This is a genomic window from Paenisporosarcina sp. (assembly GCF_049671445.1).
Lineage (GTDB): Bacteria > Bacillota > Bacilli > Bacillales_A > Planococcaceae > Paenisporosarcina.
On record NZ_JBATUX010000074.1, the window covers coordinates 1 to 21,919 of the forward strand.

The following is a 21,919-nucleotide window of genomic DNA, read 5'->3' on the forward strand; positions in this document are numbered from 1 at the left end:
AAAATTATTTGGGTAAAGGACTTAAATGCTCGTGAATTAAAAGCCAGACATCGGATTCTTTGACGAATACATTTGTGGCCCTTCCATGGCCGCTTGCATATTTATCATTGATAAAGCCTTCATAGAAATAGGTATAAGTACAAGTTGCTGAGTTACTTCCTGAGAATAGCCAATGCACTTCTTGTGCTTCGTAGTTTTCATTTTTAACAATTGACCATGCGTTTTCAAAATATGTCTGTATTTCATCGTGAGTTGTACAATTTCGATCTGAGAAGTAATAAACAGCATTAGGATGAAGAAATTTTTTAACTTCATCAAATTTATGAGTGTTTGTTGCCTGGATATAATTGTGTAATACCTTCAATTTTATATCCTCCTATCGTCTCTTATAAAGAAAATTGTAACACAACCTTTATTAGGAAATTGGAAGTTGTTAATTCACAGTTCGACCATACTACGCACTTTCAACAAACCTGCCCCGCTATTTGAAGAAAAATAAGAGCTACCTAAGCAGCCCAAGGACTAATCTTTTGTTCCTTCTTTTTTTATGTACTCGTTACTTGTTTTTCTTAGCTTCATCTATCCGTTTTCTAAGATTACTCAATTTCTTATCTGCCAAAACATTATCCTTTTTTTCTTGTTTCTTTATTTTTTCTAATGCAACTAAACGTGAATCCTTCTTTTTACCAAACAGTTCATTCACTCCTTCTGTCACGTCTTTCCGTTATGCCTATATTTTAATTTTCATGGGAGTTTAAGTGAAAACCTTCGTAATGTTTATAATTTCATATAACCTATAAGTTGAATTTAATGTCATTACTAGGATAAACATCGGCAAACCAACCTAACACACTATTGTGGTGATTAATAATTTGTTGGGCAGTTAATTCCTCCGAAGCCCACGTACTATGTGTATCGGAAACTAAAGTTACCTTATATCCCATACTAAAAGCCCTTCTACAAGTTGTATCAACACAAGCTTCTGTTTGAATTCCTGTAATAATAAGATGTTCAATACCTTGTTTTTTCAATTCCTCATCTAAAGAGGTATTAAAAAATGAATCTGGAGTTGTTTTATGAATGATAATATCTTCTTCTTGTGGGGTAATAGCAGAATGAATGTTCCATCCCATTGCACCATACTCCAATGGATGCCCAACTGAGCCATTGTGCTGTACATAAAAAATCGGTGTATTAGTTAATCGTGCTTGGCTTAATAAATCTTTTAATATCTGTAGCAATTTGTCCCCCATGTAGACAACATTATCTTCTTGGAACATTCCGTTTTGAACATCAATAATTAACAGTGCTTTCTTTGTCATAATTCTCTCCTTTCGATTAAACTTACGTTCATTAGTGTTCTAATTAGAGCTTAATATATACCTCTTATTGAACTAACCTGCGCCTTTATTTGAATAAGAAAAAGGCTTTACTCCCTATTGAAGTAAAGCATCAGTTAGTTGAATACGAATCAATTAAATTCACTGGAAAAACCGCTTCAAGTTGCAACTCATAGTTCAAATTGAAGCTGGTACAATCACTCTGTTTCGACTTGAAGAACTATCTTACCCTTTGTACGCCCACTTTCAACATGCCGGTGAGCCTCAACAATTTGATTTAAAGGAAAAATCTTTTCAATAACGGGTCTTACTCTCTCTTCTTCCACAAGACCTCGTAAGAAATCCAAATCACTGTAATTAGGTTTTGCAAGATGTATCTTTGCTTTCTTTCGGCCAATCAAAGAACTTACCATCAGTTGAACAGGGTGGTACTTGGGGTAAAGAGCGTGTTCTGTAATATAAACACCAGTCTCGGTTAGAGACCGCATACAGCTGAAAAAGGTCCGCTTACCAACCGCATCGAGAATGATGTCATACTTTTTACCGTCATCTGCAAAATCTTTCTTGGTATAATCCAGCACATAATTCGCTCCAAGTTCTTTAACCCACTGTAGATTTGGGGTACTGCAAACAGCTGTTACCTCAGTATCGAAGTATCTAGCGAGCTGAACAGCAAAATGTCCAACACCACCAGATGCACCATAGATTAAGACCCGTTGGCCTTGCTTTATCTGTGCTACATCTCGCAATGCTTGCAGCGCCGTCTGAGCAGCACACGGTATTGCCGCTGCCTCCTCAAAGGTGACGTTCTTCGGCATAAGACTTAGGACATTCTCACGAGGGGTGACATATTCTGCATGGGATCCTAAACAACTGCCGAAAACATGATCGCCAACCTTAAATCTATACACGTTTTTGCCGACCGCTTCAATCGTTCCCGCAACGTCTATGCCCAGTATGTGATTTTTAGGTTTTGTAAGACCATTCTCTAACCTTGTAGGCAAATAGCCCTTTCGGAACAGATAGTCATATGCATTGACCGAAGCGTTATGCACTCTTATCAACACCCTATCGTCATCCTTGATGGATGGCTGTTCGACATCCTTTATCTCTAGGACTTCAGGGGGACCATATGAACTGTAAATAGCTGCTCTCATCTTTCTAACCTCCTTGATTCTTTATGGATTGGTAAATAGATTTCGTTAATCTTGAGTGAACCTTTGCACCTTTCAATAAAATAATTGGAACTTCCTTCATTCTGCAGTAGAGAAAGGGGATATGCCGATTTAGTCTGGGGGTTGTGGACAATGAGAAATTCCTTGTATCTATATACGAATTATTACGTTTTTAGAACTCAAAAAGTAATAATTTTATTGAAGAGGCTTTAGCAACATCTTCAATGAACAATAGAGCGATTTAATAAATGTCCATTAATAGGGTAGATGTATTTCTTTTAAAATCCGCATCTATTTATGAAAATTTTCTCCGGAATTAAGCAAACTATTATTATTTTTTCTCATGATAAATATATTGGGAAGTAAAATAACATCTGATTATACTTACTTATGTAAAATAACTTAATAACTTATCAAAAGAATTAATCTCGGCATATGGTTTTATTTCGGTATCATTCTTAATCATATGAGGATTGAACCATATTCCCTTCATATATGCATTTTGACAACCACCCATATCCTTTTCTATGTCATCTCCAACGAATAATGCCGCTTCCGGTTGCACATTAAGCTTATTTAATGCTAATTCAAAAATGCGTTTGTCAGGTTTACTAAATCCCACTTTTTCAGAAATAATGATTATATCAAAACAACTATTTAAATTAGTGTTAATTATTTTAGCTTTTTGTCTCTGAGTTGAGCCGTTTGTTATTATTGCAACTTTTACATGCCTCTTTATAGTATTTACGATATTTATAGTATTTTGGTTTATAGAAAAACAATGAGGAAAATTATTATTCCAAAAATCTTGAATGTCATTGCGTGGCAATCTATATTTTGGTGGAAACTCATCAAAATATGATTCCAAAACTTTAATTTTATGATTATTGCCATAACCTCTTTTGTCATATTCCTTGAATTTTTGCAGCATTTCGGTTTTTGCTGAATGTTTAACATCCTCATAACACTCTTCTAAAATCATTAAAAACATTTTATCTACTGCCTTATCCCTAATAAGTAAGGTATCATCTAAATCAAATAGCATTGCTTGATAACCACTCAAATAACTTCACATCCTTTCTCATATAATAAATAATCCCTAGTACTCACCTACAAAATAATATGCAACAATTAATGCGTTTCGGGGTTTAGGCAAACAAAAATGACCTTCTCTGACGATTTCCTGTTCTTCAACTAACCACACGTTAATTAAATATTACTCACATACTTTATTAAATTCATAAGTCAAAATCGCACCAATTATTTATCAACAATTATTATTTTTTTAGACTTAAATTTAGTTAAGAATTGATACATTACTGAAATTATAAATGCAACGAAACAAGGATAAGCAATTATCACCACTGGATTCACATGTTCAACTAAGCTAAATTCTCCCCATTCAAGCCATAATCGCCATCCCATTCCTAGAGAACTTAAAAGCAAGCTTGTTGTAAATACAAGATATAATCGTTCTTTAAATAAACCAACGAATATATTTGCAATAAGAAAATAAAAGGCTAAGTAAATGATTGTTAGATACAAACTAAATCCTTTTAAACCCGGTATTACAAAAGTAAATGTGATACCAGTATTAAAGACAATTGCTATCATACTTAATATCAAAAACATTAATCGTTTCCTTTGTACTTGATCGTAAAAATTTTCCTCTGACTTTTTCATTGAGTTCACTTCCTTACAAAATATTATTAACACAAGACTTTATCAGTTTGTTATTCAACTAACGGCCCGTTAGTCTAAGTGAAAACCTTCACAATCTTGCCTAAAACCATCAGAATCAATTAAATACTATTCATCTTTAAAGTAGTCATAATCGATTGCTTTAACTATAAAAGTTTGGCTACTATTAACACCCACATTATGCGCAATCATTAATTTAGATAGTTCGATGCCGTCTATCAAAACGATTTTCTTAGATTCCAATCTTTCTGCATATTTCTTTGCATTTTCAGTGAAATGTGACGTGGTAATAAAGACACCTTTTCTTGCTCCTTTCCCATCCAAAGCCCCTGAAAAGCTCTGAACTACATCACGACCGACGGAATTATTGATAGCATACCGTTTTGCTTGGACATAAATATTATCTAAGCCTAATTTGTCTTCTTTTATAACCCCGTCCAAACCTTCATCATTAGATCTTTGAGTGACTTCTCCATCTCCATATCCCATTACTGTTAATAGTTCTACAACAATGTCTTCGAATTTCATCCAATGAACAGTTCTTAGATGCTTAAGTAAAGTATCTGCCAATTCATTTCTTAATTCATTCAACTTTTCTTTTACCACAGTCAATGGATCTACTACTCTTTCTAATTCACTAATTTCATCTTCAATTTCACCTTTACTTTCACTAAGTAATTCCAAGCCTTCGTTAGTGATTTGATATGATAGTTTATTAACTTCTTCAATATAATTTTCCTTTTTTAAGCTATATCTCACACTCCGTAATCTAGTTAGAAATATGGTGTCACTACTATTTTCATACTTCATTAATCTTTGATCTTCAGTTAATTTAAAGTATTCTACTAGCCTTTCAGTAACTTCACTAGCAGAGTACGTCCTACCGTCTTTTATAACTTCTAAGTAAGGTATTAACATATATTTTGTTGAAGGAATGGTCTCTTTGACTCCGTGACTGAAATCCTTGATGACTCTCTCCACTCTGTAGTTATCAATTATCTTTTGTTCTTCTATAGTATTAGTTGGCAGTCCTTCAGAACTAAGAATGGTTTTTATTTCCATCACTGAAAAACCTTCCTCATTCAATCTCTTAAGAAACTTCATAATTCTTAATGATTCCATATTGTACATAACCTTATTTAACTTTGTTTCTGTTGGTAAGAATTCTTTGAAGTTTTTCACCCATCTTCTGCCGTTGGATTCTGACCAACCAACTAACTCTGACATTTTTGTCTTTGTTAATAAATCATTTCTCCTCATTTTTATCACCCCTGAAATAAATTTAGAAAATTCTTATATCTTTAATTCATTTCATATTACCATGTTTAGCCATATTAAAATCACATGTATTCCAATTCTTTGACAATTACTTAGTACAAAAAAAGTTCAAGCCATTTGGGGCTTGAACTTTTTAAACATGTATTTACTAATAAACTCTTACTATTTTACTTTTTCAATTCCAATAGGCTACTGAGGTAAGAACGCAAAGTCTCGAATTAACCAATAGTTGAGATTCATTTTTTCTCTAACTTTTTGAGCGTTAAAACATTTTACTTTTCCGGTCTCATAAACATTCTTTTCCAAAGTTATCAAGCAATGCACGCACTTCATCTGTTGATTTCGTGTTCATCAATTGATTTCTTAATTCACCCGCTCCACGGAATCCTTTGACATAAATTTTGAAAAAGCGATGTAGCCCTGTGATCGAACGTGGCAGAGCTTCCGCATATTGATCTTGAAGATCAAGTTGCAGTCTTAAAAGATCAAGGTATTCTTTACTGCTATGCTCTTTTGGCTCTTTTTCAAAAGCAAAAGGATTTTTAAAAATACCTCGCCCGATCATAACGCCATCTATACCATATTGTTCTACAAGCTGCAGCCCAGTTTGACGGTCAGGAATGTCTCCATTGATGGTTAGTAGCGTATTTGGTGCGATACGGTCACGTAATTTTTTGATTTCAGGAATCAGCTCCCAATGTGCATCTACTTGGCTCATTTCCTTTGTTGTACGTAAATGAATAGAAAGGTTCGCAATATCCTGTTTTAAAATATGCGTTAGCCACTCTTCCCACTCATTTACTTCTTTGTAACCAAGTCGTGTTTTCACGCTGACAGGCAATCCGCCCGCTTTTGCTGCTTGAATAAGTTCCGCCGCAACGTCTGGACGCAGGATAAGGCCACTGCCCTTCCCTCTCGATACCACATTCGGTACAGGGCAGCCCATATTAATATCGATTCCTTTAAATCCAAGCTCTGCCATGCCAATACTCATTTGACGGAAATTTTCGGGATTATCTCCCCAAATATGTGCCACCATTGGCTGTTCATCTTCTGTAAAAATCAAACGGCCACGCACACTTTTCATGCCCTCTGGATGACAATAGCTATCCGAGTTTGTAAACTCTGTGAAAAACACATCCGGTCGACCCGCTTCACTTACTACGTGACGAAAAACAACATCTGTTACATCTTCCATTGGTGCAAGTACGAAAAATGGTCGTGGTAAATCACGCCAAAAATTATCTATCATTTTCAAACTCAAATCCTTTCATGATGGATACAACTTCAAACTCTCATCTATAAATCCAAATGTCCCGCTTCTTTTTAACCTAAAGGAAGTCCTCGAATCAATTATAGATTCCGGACTTCCTTTTCTATTATTTCCTTAATTCCAACCAAGCTACCGCTTCACAATGCGTAGTCTGTGGGAACATATCGACAGGTTGAACTTCTTTCGTTTCATATCCACCATCTTCTAATATGCGTAAGTCCCTTGCAAGTGTTGCTGGGTTACATGATACATAGACAATGCGATTTGGTTTTTGTTCTAAAATCGTTTGAAGCAAAGCTTCGTCACACCCTTTACGTGGTGGATCGACTACTAGTACGTCAGCTGTTTTGCCTTCTTTGTACCATTTTGGAATGACGACTTCTGCTGGGCCTGCTTCGAAGTAGGTGTTGTGTAGTCCGTTTATTTCTGCGTTTCGTTTCGCGTCTTCAATGGCTTGTGGCACAATTTCTACTCCTAATACTTGCTTCGCTTGTTTCGCTAAGAACAGAGAAATGGTTCCAATTCCACAGTAGGCGTCAATGACAGTTTCGGTACCCGTTAGCTGTGCATAGTCTAATGCTTGTTGGTATAACACTTCTGTTTGTTCTGGGTTCACTTGATAGAATGAACGCGCAGAAATTTCAAATCGCACATCTCCGATTAAATCCTCAATGGCATCTTTACCCCAGAGTGTAATGGTTTTTTCGCCAAATATCACATTGGTTTTTTCTTCGTTTACGTTTTGTATAATCGAAGTGACTTGTGGCAGGATTCGTTTGATTGCTGCAACCGCTTCAACTTGTTGAGGGAATTTCTTTTTCTTCGTGATCAGTACGACCATGATTTCTCCAGTTGCTCGTCCTTTACGAATGACGACGTGACGTAACATGCCTTGGTTCGTTTTTTCGTTATATGGAGCAATGCCAAGTCGGCCTAATTCTTTTTTCATTTCACGAAGGATTTCGTCGGCTTCTTCCGTTTGAATGATACAAACATCGGTGTCTGCAATCTCATGTGAACGGGTTTGATAAAAGCCTGCAACTACTCTCCCATCTTGAATGCCAAATGGAATTTGAGATTTGTTGCGGTAACGCCAAGGGTTGTCCATTCCTTTTACAGGAAGTACAGGTACATGCGGCAACTTCGCGAGACGCTCCATTGCATTTTTCACCATTTGTTGTTTCCACATTAGTTGTCCTTCGTAAGATAAATGTTGGACTTGGCATCCGCCACATTCATCAAAGACGTGACAAGGTGGTGCCACGCGGTGTTCAGATGGGGTAATGATTTCGATTAATTTAGCAAAACCATATGATTTCAACGTTTTTAAGACGTGTACTTCTGCTGTTTCACCAGGCAATGCGCCCACAATAAATAACGGATAGCCGTCTATTTTTGCGACACCTGCTCCGTCATGCGTTAAGTCTTCTATAGAAACCGTGATGCGGTCGTTTTTTTGTACGGGTAAAGACATATAACTTCCTCCATTTCAATTGCTTTAATTGTATCATGAGACCGTGAAATAGGGAGAACAAGATAGCATGTTTCAATGAATCGTTGAATTAATAAAGGAATTTATTGAATGGTGTAGAAACATAATAGTACGGGTATTTGAGCAAAAGGAGAGATAACAGTGAATCTAGTAAAACCAAAAATTCATCCATTCTTAATGTTTGAAGGATCTGCTGAAGAAGCGATGACAATGTATACTTCTCTATTTGAGGATTCGGAAATTATTAGTATGCTGCATTATGGTCCAGATGAGTCTGGTGTAGAGGGTTCAGTTTTACACGCAACGTTTTCCGTTAAAGGACAAGAGTTTATGGCTAGTGATAGCAATGTGAAACATGATTTCACCTTCACGCCTTCCATTTCGATGTTTGTCACGTGCGATTCTGAAGAAGAAATTGATGTGGCTTACGCAAAATTATCTCAAGGTGGAGAAATTTTGATGCCTCTCGCCGCATATTCTTTTAGTGCGAAGTTCGGATGGGTGAACGACAAGTTCGGTGTTTCTTGGCAACTAAGTCTTCCGCTTGAATTTTAACAATAAGCCTCTGAAGAGTTACTACCATTTCAAGAAAGTTGGGTTAGAATGGAAGCCATACTAACAAGTATCTTCACCATTTTTATAACGATTACGACTGTCTATCATCTTATTAAGTTGTTCACCTTAGCCTATAAAAAGAAGCAGATTACGTATTCTAGGTTACTGCTTTATGTAACATCTTCAATCGCCGTAGGTTTTGTTGTAGCTTCCATTCTGCCTTTGGTTATTATTACAATTTTTGAAGTGCTAATATAGTTTTCATATTGAAAGGGACTTCTAGTTGAAGTCCCTTTCTCTTTACTGATTTATTCCAATGCGCTCTTAACGGCTTCAAGAGCATGAATGACGGTTGTATCAAATAATGGAACTACTGAATCCTCTGGTTTCACTAATAATCCAATCTCTGTGCAACCAAGGATGATCCCTTCCGCTCCATCATTAACCAAACGCTTGATAATCTTTTTGTACTTCTCCCTTGATGATGGCAAAATTTCTCCTAAACACAATTCTTCAAAAATGATTTTATTTATGACTTGTCTATCCTCACTATTTGGCACCAATACCTTAATCCCATTAGACTCTATGCGAGATTTGTAGAAGTCTTGCTCCATCGTATAGGTAGTGCCGAGTAATCCAATCGTGCGTATGTCCGACTTTAGAATTTCATTTGCTGTTGCATCCGCAATATGTAAAATAGGAATGCTAATTTTTTCGTCTACATACTCAATCACTTTATGCATGGTATTGGTACAAATGATAATGAAATCTGCTCCCGCTTTCTCCAAAGACAGTGCCGCATCCCCTAATAATTGTCCAGCTTTATCCCACTCACCTGCTGCTTGGTAACGCTGAGTTTCTGCGAAGTCTACACTATATAAAATGCACTTGGCCGAATGTAATCCACCTAATTGCTTTTTCACTTCTTGGTTGATTAGCTGGTAATACTTAGCTGACGATTCCCAGCTCATGCCGCCTATTAGACCAATTGTTTTCATATGAAATCCCCTCCTTGTTTGAATAAAATCACTGGCTCATGTAAAACTCATATCTTACTAAACAAACAATATTGATGCTAAATACACAACAATGGTGACTGTGATACTACTGAATACGGTCGTTAATAACACGGTTTGAGCTGCTATGTCTGGATAAACATCATATTCTAAGGCGAGAGTTGCACTGTTTCTTGAAGTTGGAAATGAACTGCCGATGAATAACGACTGCGCGACTATGCCCTCTATTCCGAAAATGTAAATCAGCAGAAGTGCAATGCTTGGGCCAATTATTAATCTGCCGATCGTGCTAACCACTATCATCTTGTTAAAGAGCGTTCTAAATTGAATTTTCGCCAATTGTGCACCTAATAAAATCAGGGCTATGGCGATGAATGCATTGGCCAGTTGGTTGATTGGAATCCAAATGAACTCTGGCATCGTGATATGAAACGCATTGAATAGCGCACCGAGTATCATGGCATGAATGATTGGTAGTAACAATAGTGCTCTCAATATATCAAGTCCAGACTTGGTTGCAGAGATTAAGTTGTATAAACCATATGTATAGGTGAGAATATTTTGAAAGACCACCATAATAATTTGAATAGATATGCCAAGTGGGTTAGCTTGAAATATTAACTGGCTTACCGGAATTCCATAGTTCCCTGAATTCATCAACACGACACTATTATTAAATATCCCTGATTCCCCTTTATCCAGTTTAAGAATTTTACTTACAACTGCGCCAACAATCATTAGACAGACACTAAAAACTACTAAATAACCGATGATTTGCAGAAGGACTTGAATGTCGATATCGGTTTCATAAATATTCATAAATACTGCGGCTGGCATAAAACAATACGTAATAAGATTTGAGAGCGCCTTTAAATCAAAATTGAATTTCCTTTGTAGGCTTGCGCCAATGATTAAAAGAATCAGTATGGGCAAAATCACATTTAAAAAGATAATACCTAAAAATGGCATGATCATTACTCCATTCAGTTGTATACCTGTATTTATGACTACTATGCAATTAGAAGACGATTGCTGCTCTCAAATTACTACTGCCGTTTTCTAAATATGCTTTCAAACAGGTTAACATATAAACCCAGCCCTCTTTATTCCCTAACAAATTATTGATCAAATCTTCATCAGATTCGTTCCACCCTTTTTCGTTTACTTCAATAACTGTCGTCGTATGATTCAACTCATTCAACGTAATCGTAACTACATGTTCGTCCCCTGGTGCACCCCATTTGAATACGATTTTCTTATTGTCTTGGATTTCTACTACTGTTAATTCCACTTCCGCATTGTATTCTTCATATCTCCATGTAATCGTCTTGTCTTGTTCCAGTCTTCCAGAACCCGATGAAAACCAATAATTGGCCATTTGCGTAGGATCTACAAGTGCTTCAAATACCTCGTTAACCGGCTTTGCTATTTTTAATTTCGTATTTACTTGAATTTCCATACTATTTAACTCTCCTTTAATGACATTAGTTTTCCTTATGTACTATAAATTCACCTTAAATCAGCTAACACCTTTTTTAAATTTTATCTAATGAAAAAAAGGACCAGCTAGTCGGTCCTAAGCATTTCAGTATTTAATCACTTCTCCTTAAATAAAAACTCAATCGGCCTCTATAAGTAGCACGATTAGACGACTGTTTTTTATGGTATTTATTAACTTCCAGCCTTTCAAATTAGCTATGACAGTACCTACTATAATATCAACTCCAGAACCAATCACTATTGCTATTTGCTATTTTATTTTTCATTTCAAAGCTACAGCAATCGGTAGCGACCGCTACGTCGCGGAGCCGCCCATGCCACAAATGCATCAAGCTATCGAATGGGCAGGCTTCAGTACAGCCATTCTCATAAGCCCGATTAGGGAAATGAAACAGCTCATTCAGCAATAATTTATAAAAAAACAACCAAGCAGCTGGTAATCGTACGCCAGGATTTCCGAGTAAGTCGATTTAGAAATATCGGTTAATCCATCTGCAAAAGCACAAAATAGCCAAAGACCAGCTGCTTTTTTAGCTTTTGATTGAGAAAAAATTAAAAGACACTATTTACTGTTTTTGGCATGCAGAAAGTCAGTTTAATAACGATGTTCATTCTACTTTTTTCCTCCGGTGAATTTGGCCCCCAAAATCAGCATTACTTTTTATTAACGCTATCTGCTTTTTGTATTCATTTATTATTTTGAGGCTTTATATTTCTTCGGCAGATTAAAACCATGCTCTGCCATGACTTCACGGAGACGATCCGGATAATCGGTGATGATACCGTCTACACCGTCATGCACGAGTTTATTCATTGTTGCTTTATCGTTTACTGTCCATGGGATGACTTTCATACCTGACTGATGTGCATCATCTACCATCTTTGCTGTTACATAAGGTTCGTAGTTCTCATCTGTAATCTTGCCGTTTTGGGGAAATCCGTGTACCGGTGAGATTGCATCAGCTCCGAATGAACGAGCAGCTGCAACAAGGTCTCCTCCGAAGTCATCTATATCGATGCCTCCAAGCCAAGGTGACGCTCCCGGCTGTCCTGGCTGCAGGAATTGAGGACCGTTTGTAAGTGCCACGACCGGAAGGCTTGGCTCGACTTCACGCATCATCATTAGAGAACCCCAGTCAAAGCTTTGAATCGAAACCCGGTCGAGCATTCCCGCCTCTCGAACCTCACGGGCTACAATATGGACAAAATCTTCACGTGGAGCCGTCTCATGTGGAGCACCTGCTTCAACTTTTGTTTCGATGTTCATCCATACCTTTTTCGCATCATACTGTTTTACCAGATCAAAGACGTCAGTCAGCAAAAGCATTTTTGCTCTGGGACTCGTCACCTGTCCAGAGTATTGCAACTTACTCAACGAACCGCAGTCCATCGTGCGGATCTGCTCAAGGGTTAGGTCCTTTATGTATTTCCCTACATAAGGATACTCCGGGTCATTTTCAAATGTAGGGGCAGTATCCTTACAGACTGCATTTGATATCTTTCGGTCATGGGTAACCACCGCTTTATCGTCCTCAGTGATTTGTACATCCAGCTCTAGTGTACTCACACCAAGTTCCAGCGCATGTGAAAACGATGCAATAGAAGATTCAACCGTGAGTCCCATGCCCCCACGGTGTGCTTGTAAGTCGAACCCTTTTGGACCAAAAGACTTTTCGGCTGCAGTTGCCTCCTGCCCTGAAACTATAAGTGAACTCATCGTGAGTACAGCTATAGTTGCAGATATTACTTTTTTTCTGATCATTCTCTCATCCCCAAACTCTTAAATTGGTTTTACAAGAAAAGTATACAGAGCCAATGTAAAGGAACATGAGTAGATTCAATAAAAAAATGTAAATAAAAATAGGGAGAAGGTCTCCCCTAAAAAGAATAATACTTATAGCACCTGTAAAACAAAATTAAGCCTGTCCTATCCACTAGTATTAAGGTTATATGAAATGATGGTTTTATGGAATTACAGATTGATGGAACAAATGAACGGCTGTAAGAAGGGGCGGTCCGCTGTAAGAAGTTTATTGTCCTCCTTAAGTGATAAAGGCCTTTTGTTGGATGGTTCCCGTTGTTTGACGTTGGCCTTATTCATTCTTTAATCATTTCTATCACTTCGTTATTCCTAACAAAAAGAAATCTATCTTCCTGGGGATAGATATAATTAATGTTTTCACCCACTAAAAACCCATCTCTCCCGCTAACTTCGCTTTGACCTGTCTAGCCCTTCATACTTTGTAAACAAATATTCATACAAACACTATAATCCTTTTACTTTATCTTAATAACTATTTAGTAAGATTAAGTGGACTTTATTCAAGAGGGGGGCATCAATAAAGATATACAATACACTCACCTAAGAATAGCGGTACGAAAAATTCCGCTTATTACTCTAGCAGCAAAAATGATACTGTTTTACCTCAATGGTTGAACAGATGAAACATTAGACGACTAGGAGGATGAATGATGAAAAAATTGTTTCTCACACTCGCGGCAGCCTTAGCGATAGGTTCAGTTACAACGACGTATGCAAACCCGGATGTTCTTCAAACAAAAAATGATGGAGAACAGCTTGTCGACAAATTCAAACAACTGTCTCGTAATACAGAATGGGCAGAGAAAGATAAGGTGGATCTACAGTTTAACACCTATCACCCTCAAGGAATGACGAAGATTGGTGACTTATACTATATGTCTTCAGTAGAGATCATTGAAAAACCTGTTAAATTCGAACGTCCTCGTGATGGATATGACCGTACACCTGGAAAAGGAATCGGTCACCTCTTCGTTTACAATGGGCAGGGAAAACTGTTACAAGATATTAAACTAGGTGAAGGAGATATGTATCATCCCGGTAGTATTGCTTTTGATGGGGAATCGATTTGGGTATCGGTTGCTGAATACCGCCCCAACAGTGAATCCATAATCTATAAAGTGGATCCGAAAACCTTGAAACCACAGGAAATGTTTAGAACGAATGACCATATCGGCGGGATCTTACGTGACGGTGAAAAAGGAAAAATAAAGGCGGTAAGCTGGGGTTCACGAACATTTTACGAGTTTGATCAAAAAGGAAAAGTACTGAGCAAGACAAGAAACCCCAGTCATTTTATCGATTATCAGGACTGTGAAAGTGCAGGAAATGATAATATGATTTGCAGCGGTATTACAGAACTGCCACAGCAAGGTAGTAATGTAGCTAAATATGAACTAGGCGGCCTTGCATTACTAGATATGAAATCGATGGATACTAAACATGAACTGCCGATTTCTTTATTTTCACCTCAAGGGCATACTATTACACGTAACCCTGTATACCTAGAAAATACGGATCATGGAATAAAATTATATGCTGTACCTGATGATGACTACTCCTCTATGCTCGTCTATGAAACAAGATTCAACACTAAATAAATTACAACGTAAAAAACACTTTGATAGCATCAAAGTGTCAGATTGTCGACAAAATACCTTCTTAGTTGGTTCTCGGAAGCTATTTTGTTAATTTATGGTTTATTTACTGATAAATAGACCTCTCCTTGGCATAATTTATGCCAGTTTGGAGTTACCCACTTTCAGGTGGCTATCTTTTTAAGATTCATGGCAGCAAAAGTAAGAATCGCCTTGCATCTGCAAATACTCGTTCAATCGTTTCTTTGCGCCGTGCATATATTAATTTATTTACCTCTGTATGAGCTCGAATTGATTTTTGGGGTCATGATTCCCATCACGACTGGGATTGGTGGAGAAAACAATTTCGCTACTATATAAGTGAGTGGATGTAAGTCTAATCCAGTTAGGTCATACGAAAAGGTCTTTCAAGCGTTAATCGCCTGTGAGACCTTTTTTGGTACCCCATTACCTGCGAATGGCTTGCTGCGCTTTATGTTTATCTACTTCTTTCACATAGATATCGTATTGAGTAAAATCATTGTTACTAAAATACTGATTCATATTTGCGCTCCTTATGCTGACCGTTTCATACGAAACTCCATCCCCACTTAACTTTCCTACCACTTTATAATAATTGTCATTTCCAAAGGCAGTATAGACTAAACACTTATGTTTTGAGAACAACATTCTAAACAAACCCATCCATAACAACTCCTTTTATTCGATTACTTTCATGTCAATTAATTTGGATACGTCTCTAAGGAAAGTAAAGTTTCATCAATTGATAAATAATGGAAATAATGAACTATTTTCAATGCTGAATTTCATCTTGTTATTATTTTCGCCCACTTAACCTCTATTTGCGTTCATTTAAACGGTCTTTCCGCCCAATTATGCTTACATTCCGCCCATTCATTGACTATTTCCGACCACTTAATACCACTTTCCGACCATTCGCCTATTTCACTCTCGAAATGACTCTATTCGTCCTCTCTATTTAGCTTATTTCTGTCCATTTGGTATGATGAAATGAGTCTACACGAATTCATTCTTAAAAAGAGGAGTTTTTATAATGAAAGCACTTATATATAACACATTTGGCGGACCGGAAGTTTTAGAATACCGTGACATGCCGGACCCTGTAATCGGACCGACCGAAGTATTAATTCGAATGAAAGCAATCGGCTTGAACTTTGCCGACGTCTATAGAAGGAAAGGAAATTATCATTTAGAAGGGAATCCTCCCTATATATTAGGCTATGAAGGCGCAGGCATTGTAGAACAAGTTGGCGCAGGTATAGAAGGTATTCAAATAGGAGATCGCCTTGCTTTTGCGGATGTCCCTTTTGCCAATGCTGAGTTAGTGGCTGTTCCAATGGACAAAGCCATCCCCCTACCGGAAACCATCTCGTTTGAAGAAGCTTCATCTGTTTTGTTGCAAGGATTGACGGCACATTATTTAACGAAGGACAGTTACACGGTAAAAAACAGCGATGTGGTTCTTGTTCATGCAGCAGCTGGTGGTGTAGGACAACTTCTTATTCAAATTACGAAGTTACTTGGCGGTAAGGTAATTGGCTTAACCTCTACTAAGGAAAAAGCTGTGGCAGCGCAAGAAGCTGGTGCGGATCGAGTTTTCCTCTACTCAGATGACTGGACTTCTGAAGTACTTGATGAGACGAATGGTAAAGGTGTGGATGTTGTCTACGAATCAGTTGGTTCTACATTGATGGATAGTTTTGCAGCAACACGCATCGGAGGTACCGTTGTGTTTTATGGAATGGCTGGCGGCGACCCAGTTTCGATTGACCCTCGAATGTTGATGGATACATCTAAAACTCTGACAGGCGGCGACCTTTGGAATGTCCTCACTTCCCTTGAACAGCGTGTGACTCGATCTAGTGAATTGTTCGGCTGGATGGCAGAAGGAAAAGTACGCGTATCTATGCCGACTACTTTTGCATTGCATGATGGACAAGAAGCTCATCGATACTTAGAAAGTCGTAAAAGTACGGGCAAAATTTTATTGATTCCATCAACTGGAAAGACGATATGATTGCCTTTCAAAAGGACGGGCTAACCGTATTTCAAAGCGCTCTATGGAAGACCACCAGTTCAGTCATTGAAACGAATGATTTGATCTTAGTTGTCGATCCTACCTGGCTACCCCTTGAAGTTAAGGAAATTCAAGAACACGTGGCACACATACGAAAAGGTAAAGATGTGTATTTATTATTTACACATGGCGATTTTGACCATATTATCGGCTACCACGCATTCCCGGATGCGAAAGTAATCGGCAGCAAAGGCATGCATGAGCATCCTAGAAAACAATACAAACTGGATTTAATCCAGTCTTTTGACAATGAATACTATGTAGAACGGCCGTATGATATTGAGTTTCCCACGATTGATATTGTGATTGAAAACGACGGGCAGCAGTTAGTAGTAGGCGATACCAAATTCACCTTTTACTTATCACCTGGACATACACATGATGGGCTGTTTACCATCATTGAGCCTTTAGGTATTTGGATTACAGGTGATTATCTGTCAGACTTTGAACTTCCCTATTTATTTGATAGCGCGAAAGCTTATCTTGAAACATTGCAAAAAGCGCGGATGATATTGGATTCACATTCTGTAGAGATACTCGTTCCTGGACATGGACAAGTTACCGAGAGTAAGGCAGAAATGACACGAAGAGTCGAACTAGCACAAGATTATCTTGAACGGTTAATAGATGCGGTGACTCGAAAAGATGAAGAACCAATTCTTAGATTGGAAAAAGAAATGTCGTTTCCCTCGAACTTCACAAAAGGATGCCATGAGGAAAACGTTTCTATTATTAAAAAAGAATATTGTTAGGACCATCTCAGACGCTTGGATTATCAAGCGTTTTTTCAGTTTCTCCAATAATTTATTCCACCGTTCGATCCCCCTTTCCCCATCCCTTTTATTACTATTTTAGAATTTCAATAGTAGTAGGAAAAAAGCTTTTATTTATAGCTCAAATTCAAAAATAAAGTGCCCATTTTTAAATGTCTAGAATCTTTGTTATTGTTTGGAATTAAAGTTTATGAATTCAGAAATATTGATTGCATAAATTAGTAGATTCCTGTTTAATGGAAAATGTAGGTATTTTTTCAATATACTAAATGGAGGGTATTTTAAATGAAAAGAAAGTTTGTTAGATTTATGGTTGTTTTATTAATTTCAGTATTATTCTTCAGTCAGCTTCCATTGAAGGAAATTAAGGCAAATGAAGCAAACGTACCTAAAGAGGAAGAAACATTAATCCTCTCAACTCCAGTAGAAGATGTTTTTGAGTCTTCAGAACAAACTCATTGGTATAAAATTGATCCTACAAAAAGTGAAATTGAAGATTTCACTCATTTACGTATGAAGCTTCAATCCGAAAAAGAGTTAATAATAACAATTTTCTCTAGTTTAGAAAATGCGATAGACAATCGCGCATTTGAAAGATATATGGGATATTCATATACAAATGCACCTGCAATCATTGATTTTCCGATTGCATGGGTTGGACCTTATTATATAAAGATTGAATCTTATGTGGACGAATATAGTGAAGGTGAAATAGAGGATACGGTTACTCCTTACACAATAAGCTATGATGGCATCACACTACCTCCATCTAATCTAGTCATGGCGGAAGAGTGTCCTGCAGAACTAAGTACAAAACAACGAGAAAACGGTAAAAGTATTTTAAAAGATTTAAGAACTATTCGTGAAGATGTACTAGCAAAAACAGAAAAAGGCAAAGATCTTTCAGCAATGTACTATAAAATTGCTCCATTCGTCAGTTCAAAAATGGTATTCAACAAAACGTTAAGAGATAACGTTTATAATGATTTAATGCAATTGAAGGGTTTATTTACGAACGTTGCAACAAATGGCAGTTCAAGTACTTACAAAATTACACAAGAAGATCAGAAATCAATCAATAATTTGTATGCAACTGCTCTAGAGTCAGTTCCAAATTTCTTAAAAGATGAAATCGAAAAAACTGGTAAGAGTATAGATATATCAAATCTAACAAATAAAACTGTCTCTTCTATATTAACTAAGGGCGGATTTACCAAAACAAATGTAAGCAGCAATGAAAACCGTTTACTTGTTAAAATGAAAAATGGTGCAAAACTAAGCAACCTTCAAGCGAAAACAGAAGCAATTGGCATTCAGTCTATTGCCCCTCTAGGAATGAAGGGCTCTGTCTTCCCGAATATGTTTGTGATGGAAGTCGAAGACAACTCGTCTAGTTTAAATGTATCATCTAATTCTTTAAAAGCAGCATCAGTGAAAATTTCTAACCTTCCTGAAGTAGAATTCGTTGAACCTGTTCAGCAATACCATGCGTTATCAGCTGATTCACAATATCCTTATCAATGGTCATTAAAGAATGATGGAAGTGGTCATGGTATAGCTGATGCTGATATTCAATTTGAAAAACTTCAAGAATTGCTAAAAGGAAATCCCTTAAATGAAACGATCATTGCAGTGGTAGATACTGGGGTTGATTATACACTTGCAGATTTAAGTGGGAGTGTACTCGCAGATGATGGTTATAACTTTATAAATAATAGCTCAAATGCAATGGATGATAACGGTCATGGTACTCATGTTTCAGGTATCATTGCAGCTGAAGGAAATAACCAGTTTTCAATGTCTGGTATCAATTCACATGCTAAAATTTTACCTGTTAAAGTGCTAGATGAAAGTGGTGGTGGTGACACGGAGCAAATTGCATACGGCATCAAATATGCGGTAGACAAAGGAGCTAACGTCATTAATCTTAGTCTAGGTGGCTCGTACAGTAGAGTACTCGAATATGCGCTCAAATACGCAAATGATCGTGGCGTAACTATTGTAGCAGCGACTGGAAATGATGGATCCCCTGGAATCGCTTATCCTGCATCTTCAAAGTATGCAATTTCAGTAGGAGCAACAAATCGTCTTGACATTGTTTCGGATTATTCCAATTATGGAAAAGGAATAGACCTTGTTGCACCAGGAACAGAGATACCAAGTCTTATGCCAGATGGCAATGTCACATATATGAGTGGAACGTCTATGGCGACACCACATGTGGCGGCAGTTGCAGGCATTCTTCTCGCGCGAAATCCAGACTTATTGCCAAGTGAAGTAGAAAAAATCTTAACGAAAACTGCACATGATGTCATATTTGATGAACAAGATAATCCAGGTAATGGAGAGTATCCATATCCTGGTGAATATCCGGAATATCCAGAATATCCGGGAGAAAATCCTTACCCCGTTGAACAGCCTGTACCAGGATATGATAATGTTTCAGGCTGGGGAAGACTTGATGCTTACAGTGCAGTAAGTTCTCTTGATAAAAAAGAAGCTACAGTGGAGCGTATTTTTGGTTCTAGTCGTTATGAAACAGCTGTAAATGTTTCAATAAAAGGCTGGGTACAATCAGACGTTGCGGTCATAGCAACAGGAAGAAATTATCCAGATGCATTAAGTGCCACACCACTGGCTTATAAAAATAAAGCTCCTCTTTTATTAACAGATACAAACGCACTTCCGGCCTCTGTGAAAGCTGAGCTTAAACGACTAAAAGTTAAAAAAGTAATATTAATTGGTGGAGTATCCGCTATCACTGCTAATGTTGAAAAAGATATAAATGCTTTAGGAATTACGAATATTTCTAGAATTAAAGGTTCAGATCGCTATGAAACATCTGTCAATATTGCTAAACAACTTGGTAGTGCAAATCGAGCAGTAGTTGTTACAGGCGAAAGTTTTGTAGATGCTCTTTCAATTGCACCTATCGCCGCTTCACTTAACATGCCAATTCTTTTAACGAAGAAAAATGCAATTCCTACTTCTGTTAACCAGTTTGTTCTATCTAGCAACTTTAGTCAGACTTTTGTTATTGGCGGATCGTCTGTTGTTCCAGATAAAGTTGCTATTGGTTTCCCAAATCATATGCGAATCAACGGGGTAACTCGTTACGAAACAAATAGTAGCATTATTAATCACTTTGCTAGTGAACTAAATATGTCTAGCGCATTTATTGCAACTGGATCAAATTATCCGGATGCACTGTCTGGTTCTGCTTTAGCAGCTCTTCATGGCAATCCGGTAATATTAACGAATCCTTCAGTTGCCCAGCAAACAACGAAAGATACAATTTCTAAGTATGCTGATTTAGCTGAAAAGTATTATATCATCGGTGGAGAAAGTGCTCTTCCTAACTCTCTAGTTGAATCTTTATTTGAATAACAGGTTTGATTGAAAAATGAACTGGTTTATGGATAGCTGATGTTCGACAATTAGTATGCAGAGCAAAAAAATAAAACACGCTTAGGAGAGATTTTCCTAAGCGTGTTTCTATTATTTCACACATTCGATGGCTGGTATTTTTCCGAGATGATAAAATCATCTTCCATTAGAACATATGGATGTGTTTCCAATAAAATCGTCTTGAGGTAGTCTGGCATTCTCTTACCTTCGTACGCACAAATTAATGGAAATGATAATTCATTTACCGCTTCATCTACTATATTTTCGAAATCTGCAATTATATGCAGCGGCTCTTCCATCGATGCCCATTCCACATGTGCCCAAGAGCGGAAAGAGACTTTGTTTTCCACGTATGGCTGTACCGTTTTATTAAAATATTCAGCAATTGCAGGAGGATGATAACTGCCACTTGACCAATAAAAATCCATGCTATTTACAAAGTGAATGAACTCCATTTGTTCTTTCGTTAAGCGTTTGCTCAGTTCTCTGTCAATGATAGGATAAAGACGGTCATTTTCGATCAGAATAACGTAATCTCCAGAGGCGATTCCATCTTCGATAAACCCCAATACCTGTTTAATGTAATGCTCTACTTCATTATACGAATACAGTACATGAACATTCTTTCTGTCCTCAAGCAACTGACTCATTTTGCTATTCATGTAATCATTCCTTCTCTTCTATATATTTTCATTTCAGCTAGAGTTCTGAATGCAAAATGAGAAATATTTTATATTTTCCACGTTCATTTTCAACCTTTTTATAAGAGAAATTTATGATTCTATTGTATTGCTTATAAGCAAACTTGCTATATTTTTTATAGAACCCTAACTAACCGATTATTGTATCATTATTTTATTACATTTTAATATGATATTGAGTTTAGTGCAATC

The 21,919-nt window shown here is 37.2% G+C and carries 22 protein-coding genes; 7 read left to right on the top strand and 15 right to left on the bottom strand.

Features of this window, described 5'->3' with window-relative positions; translation table 11 throughout:
* Positions 1 to 4: 4 nt before the first annotated feature.
* The 9 genes from WBG45_RS09700 to rlmD form a co-directional block, all read right to left on the bottom strand.
* Positions 5 to 364, bottom strand: coding sequence for a YybH family protein (locus WBG45_RS09700; RefSeq protein ID WP_424414082.1), 360 nt, complete (start codon positions 362 to 364; stop codon positions 5 to 7).
* Between the two features lie 192 nt (positions 365 to 556).
* Positions 557 to 715 carry a hypothetical protein gene (locus tag WBG45_RS09705; RefSeq protein ID WP_424414084.1) on the bottom strand — a complete coding sequence of 53 codons (159 nt, stop codon included), beginning with the start codon at positions 713 to 715 and terminating at the stop codon, positions 557 to 559.
* 79 nt (positions 716 to 794) lie between these two features.
* Complete coding sequence (locus tag WBG45_RS09710) at positions 795 to 1,322, bottom strand: cysteine hydrolase family protein (protein ID WP_424414086.1); 528 nt, start codon at positions 1,320 to 1,322, stop codon at positions 795 to 797.
* Positions 1,323 to 1,537: 215 nt separating this feature from the next.
* A complete protein-coding gene (locus WBG45_RS09715) occupies positions 1,538 to 2,497 on the bottom strand; it encodes an NAD(P)-dependent alcohol dehydrogenase (RefSeq protein WP_424414088.1) in 960 nt (319 codons plus the stop codon).
* A 406-nt stretch (positions 2,498 to 2,903) separates the two neighbouring features.
* Complete coding sequence (locus WBG45_RS09720) at positions 2,904 to 3,560, bottom strand: HAD family hydrolase (protein WP_424414155.1); 657 nt, start codon at positions 3,558 to 3,560, stop codon at positions 2,904 to 2,906.
* A gap of 215 nt (positions 3,561 to 3,775) precedes the next feature.
* Positions 3,776 to 4,198, bottom strand: a complete 423-nt coding sequence (locus tag WBG45_RS09725) for an ABC transporter permease (RefSeq protein ID WP_424414090.1) — start codon at positions 4,196 to 4,198, stop codon at positions 3,776 to 3,778.
* Between the two features lie 126 nt (positions 4,199 to 4,324).
* Positions 4,325 to 5,443, bottom strand: a complete 1,119-nt coding sequence (locus tag WBG45_RS09730; RefSeq protein ID WP_424414092.1) for a restriction endonuclease — start codon at positions 5,441 to 5,443, stop codon at positions 4,325 to 4,327.
* 337 nt (positions 5,444 to 5,780) lie between these two features.
* On the bottom strand, positions 5,781 to 6,746 hold the full coding sequence (locus tag WBG45_RS09735; protein ID WP_424414094.1) for a tRNA dihydrouridine synthase: 966 nt from the start codon (positions 6,744 to 6,746) through the stop codon (positions 5,781 to 5,783).
* Positions 6,747 to 6,873: 127 nt separating this feature from the next.
* Positions 6,874 to 8,241, bottom strand: a complete 1,368-nt coding sequence (gene rlmD / locus WBG45_RS09740; RefSeq protein WP_424414096.1) for a 23S rRNA (uracil(1939)-C(5))-methyltransferase RlmD — start codon at positions 8,239 to 8,241, stop codon at positions 6,874 to 6,876.
* 159 nt (positions 8,242 to 8,400) lie between these two features.
* Here rlmD and WBG45_RS09745 point away from each other — a divergent pair, with 159 nt between their 5' ends.
* Complete coding sequence (locus tag WBG45_RS09745) at positions 8,401 to 8,814, top strand: VOC family protein (protein WP_424414098.1); 414 nt, start codon at positions 8,401 to 8,403, stop codon at positions 8,812 to 8,814.
* Positions 8,815 to 9,122: 308 nt separating this feature from the next.
* Here the strand turns inward: WBG45_RS09745 and WBG45_RS09750 are convergent, their stop codons facing one another.
* The 3 genes from WBG45_RS09750 to WBG45_RS09760 are packed head-to-tail and all read right to left on the bottom strand — an operon-like array spanning position 9,123 to position 11,289.
* Complete coding sequence (locus WBG45_RS09750; protein ID WP_424414100.1) at positions 9,123 to 9,812, bottom strand: aspartate/glutamate racemase family protein; 690 nt, start codon at positions 9,810 to 9,812, stop codon at positions 9,123 to 9,125.
* 57 nt (positions 9,813 to 9,869) lie between these two features.
* Positions 9,870 to 10,799 (bottom strand): AEC family transporter, encoded by a 930-nt coding sequence (locus WBG45_RS09755; RefSeq protein ID WP_424414102.1) that lies wholly within the window; start codon positions 10,797 to 10,799, stop codon positions 9,870 to 9,872.
* A gap of 49 nt (positions 10,800 to 10,848) precedes the next feature.
* Positions 10,849 to 11,289, bottom strand: coding sequence for an SRPBCC family protein (locus WBG45_RS09760; protein ID WP_424414104.1), 441 nt, complete (start codon positions 11,287 to 11,289; stop codon positions 10,849 to 10,851).
* A 238-nt stretch (positions 11,290 to 11,527) separates the two neighbouring features.
* Between WBG45_RS09760 and WBG45_RS09765 the strand changes: the two genes are divergently transcribed.
* Positions 11,528 to 11,740: a hypothetical protein gene (locus WBG45_RS09765; protein ID WP_424414106.1), complete on the top strand. Its 213-nt coding sequence runs from the start codon at positions 11,528 to 11,530 to the stop codon at positions 11,738 to 11,740.
* 284 nt (positions 11,741 to 12,024) lie between these two features.
* Here WBG45_RS09765 and WBG45_RS09770 read toward each other — a convergent pair whose 3' ends face one another.
* Complete coding sequence (locus WBG45_RS09770; RefSeq protein WP_424414107.1) at positions 12,025 to 13,092, bottom strand: glycerophosphodiester phosphodiesterase family protein; 1,068 nt, start codon at positions 13,090 to 13,092, stop codon at positions 12,025 to 12,027.
* 710 nt (positions 13,093 to 13,802) lie between these two features.
* Here WBG45_RS09770 and WBG45_RS09775 point away from each other — a divergent pair.
* Together WBG45_RS09775 and WBG45_RS09780 are read left to right on the top strand one after the other, a co-directional pair.
* On the top strand, positions 13,803 to 14,750 hold the full coding sequence (locus WBG45_RS09775; RefSeq protein WP_424414108.1) for a DUF6454 family protein: 948 nt from the start codon (positions 13,803 to 13,805) through the stop codon (positions 14,748 to 14,750).
* 186 nt (positions 14,751 to 14,936) lie between these two features.
* Positions 14,937 to 15,107 carry a hypothetical protein gene (locus WBG45_RS09780; protein WP_424414158.1) on the top strand — a complete coding sequence of 57 codons (171 nt, stop codon included), beginning with the start codon at positions 14,937 to 14,939 and terminating at the stop codon, positions 15,105 to 15,107.
* An 87-nt stretch (positions 15,108 to 15,194) separates the two neighbouring features.
* Here the strand turns inward: WBG45_RS09780 and WBG45_RS09785 are convergent, their stop codons facing one another.
* Positions 15,195 to 15,431, bottom strand: a complete 237-nt coding sequence (locus WBG45_RS09785; RefSeq protein ID WP_424414109.1) for a hypothetical protein — start codon at positions 15,429 to 15,431, stop codon at positions 15,195 to 15,197.
* Positions 15,432 to 15,801: 370 nt separating this feature from the next.
* On the opposite strand from WBG45_RS09785, the gene WBG45_RS09790 reads away from it, so the two are divergent.
* The 3 genes from WBG45_RS09790 to WBG45_RS09800 all read left to right on the top strand — a co-directional run bounded on the left by WBG45_RS09790 (position 15,802) and on the right by WBG45_RS09800 (position 21,005).
* Entirely contained in the window at positions 15,802 to 16,785 is a 984-nt protein-coding gene (locus tag WBG45_RS09790; RefSeq protein ID WP_424414110.1) for a quinone oxidoreductase family protein, read from the top strand.
* Positions 16,782 to 17,597, top strand: coding sequence for an MBL fold metallo-hydrolase (locus tag WBG45_RS09795; protein ID WP_424414112.1), 816 nt, complete (start codon positions 16,782 to 16,784; stop codon positions 17,595 to 17,597). The genes WBG45_RS09790 and WBG45_RS09795 overlap by 4 nt, the downstream gene beginning before the upstream one ends.
* Positions 17,598 to 17,903: 306 nt before the next feature.
* Positions 17,904 to 21,005: a cell wall-binding repeat-containing protein gene (locus WBG45_RS09800; protein WP_424414113.1), complete on the top strand. Its 3,102-nt coding sequence runs from the start codon at positions 17,904 to 17,906 to the stop codon at positions 21,003 to 21,005.
* A gap of 116 nt (positions 21,006 to 21,121) precedes the next feature.
* Here WBG45_RS09800 and WBG45_RS09805 read toward each other — a convergent pair whose 3' ends face one another.
* Positions 21,122 to 21,688 carry an MEDS domain-containing protein gene (locus WBG45_RS09805; RefSeq protein WP_424414115.1) on the bottom strand — a complete coding sequence of 189 codons (567 nt, stop codon included), beginning with the start codon at positions 21,686 to 21,688 and terminating at the stop codon, positions 21,122 to 21,124.
* Positions 21,689 to 21,919: the final 231 nt, after the last annotated feature.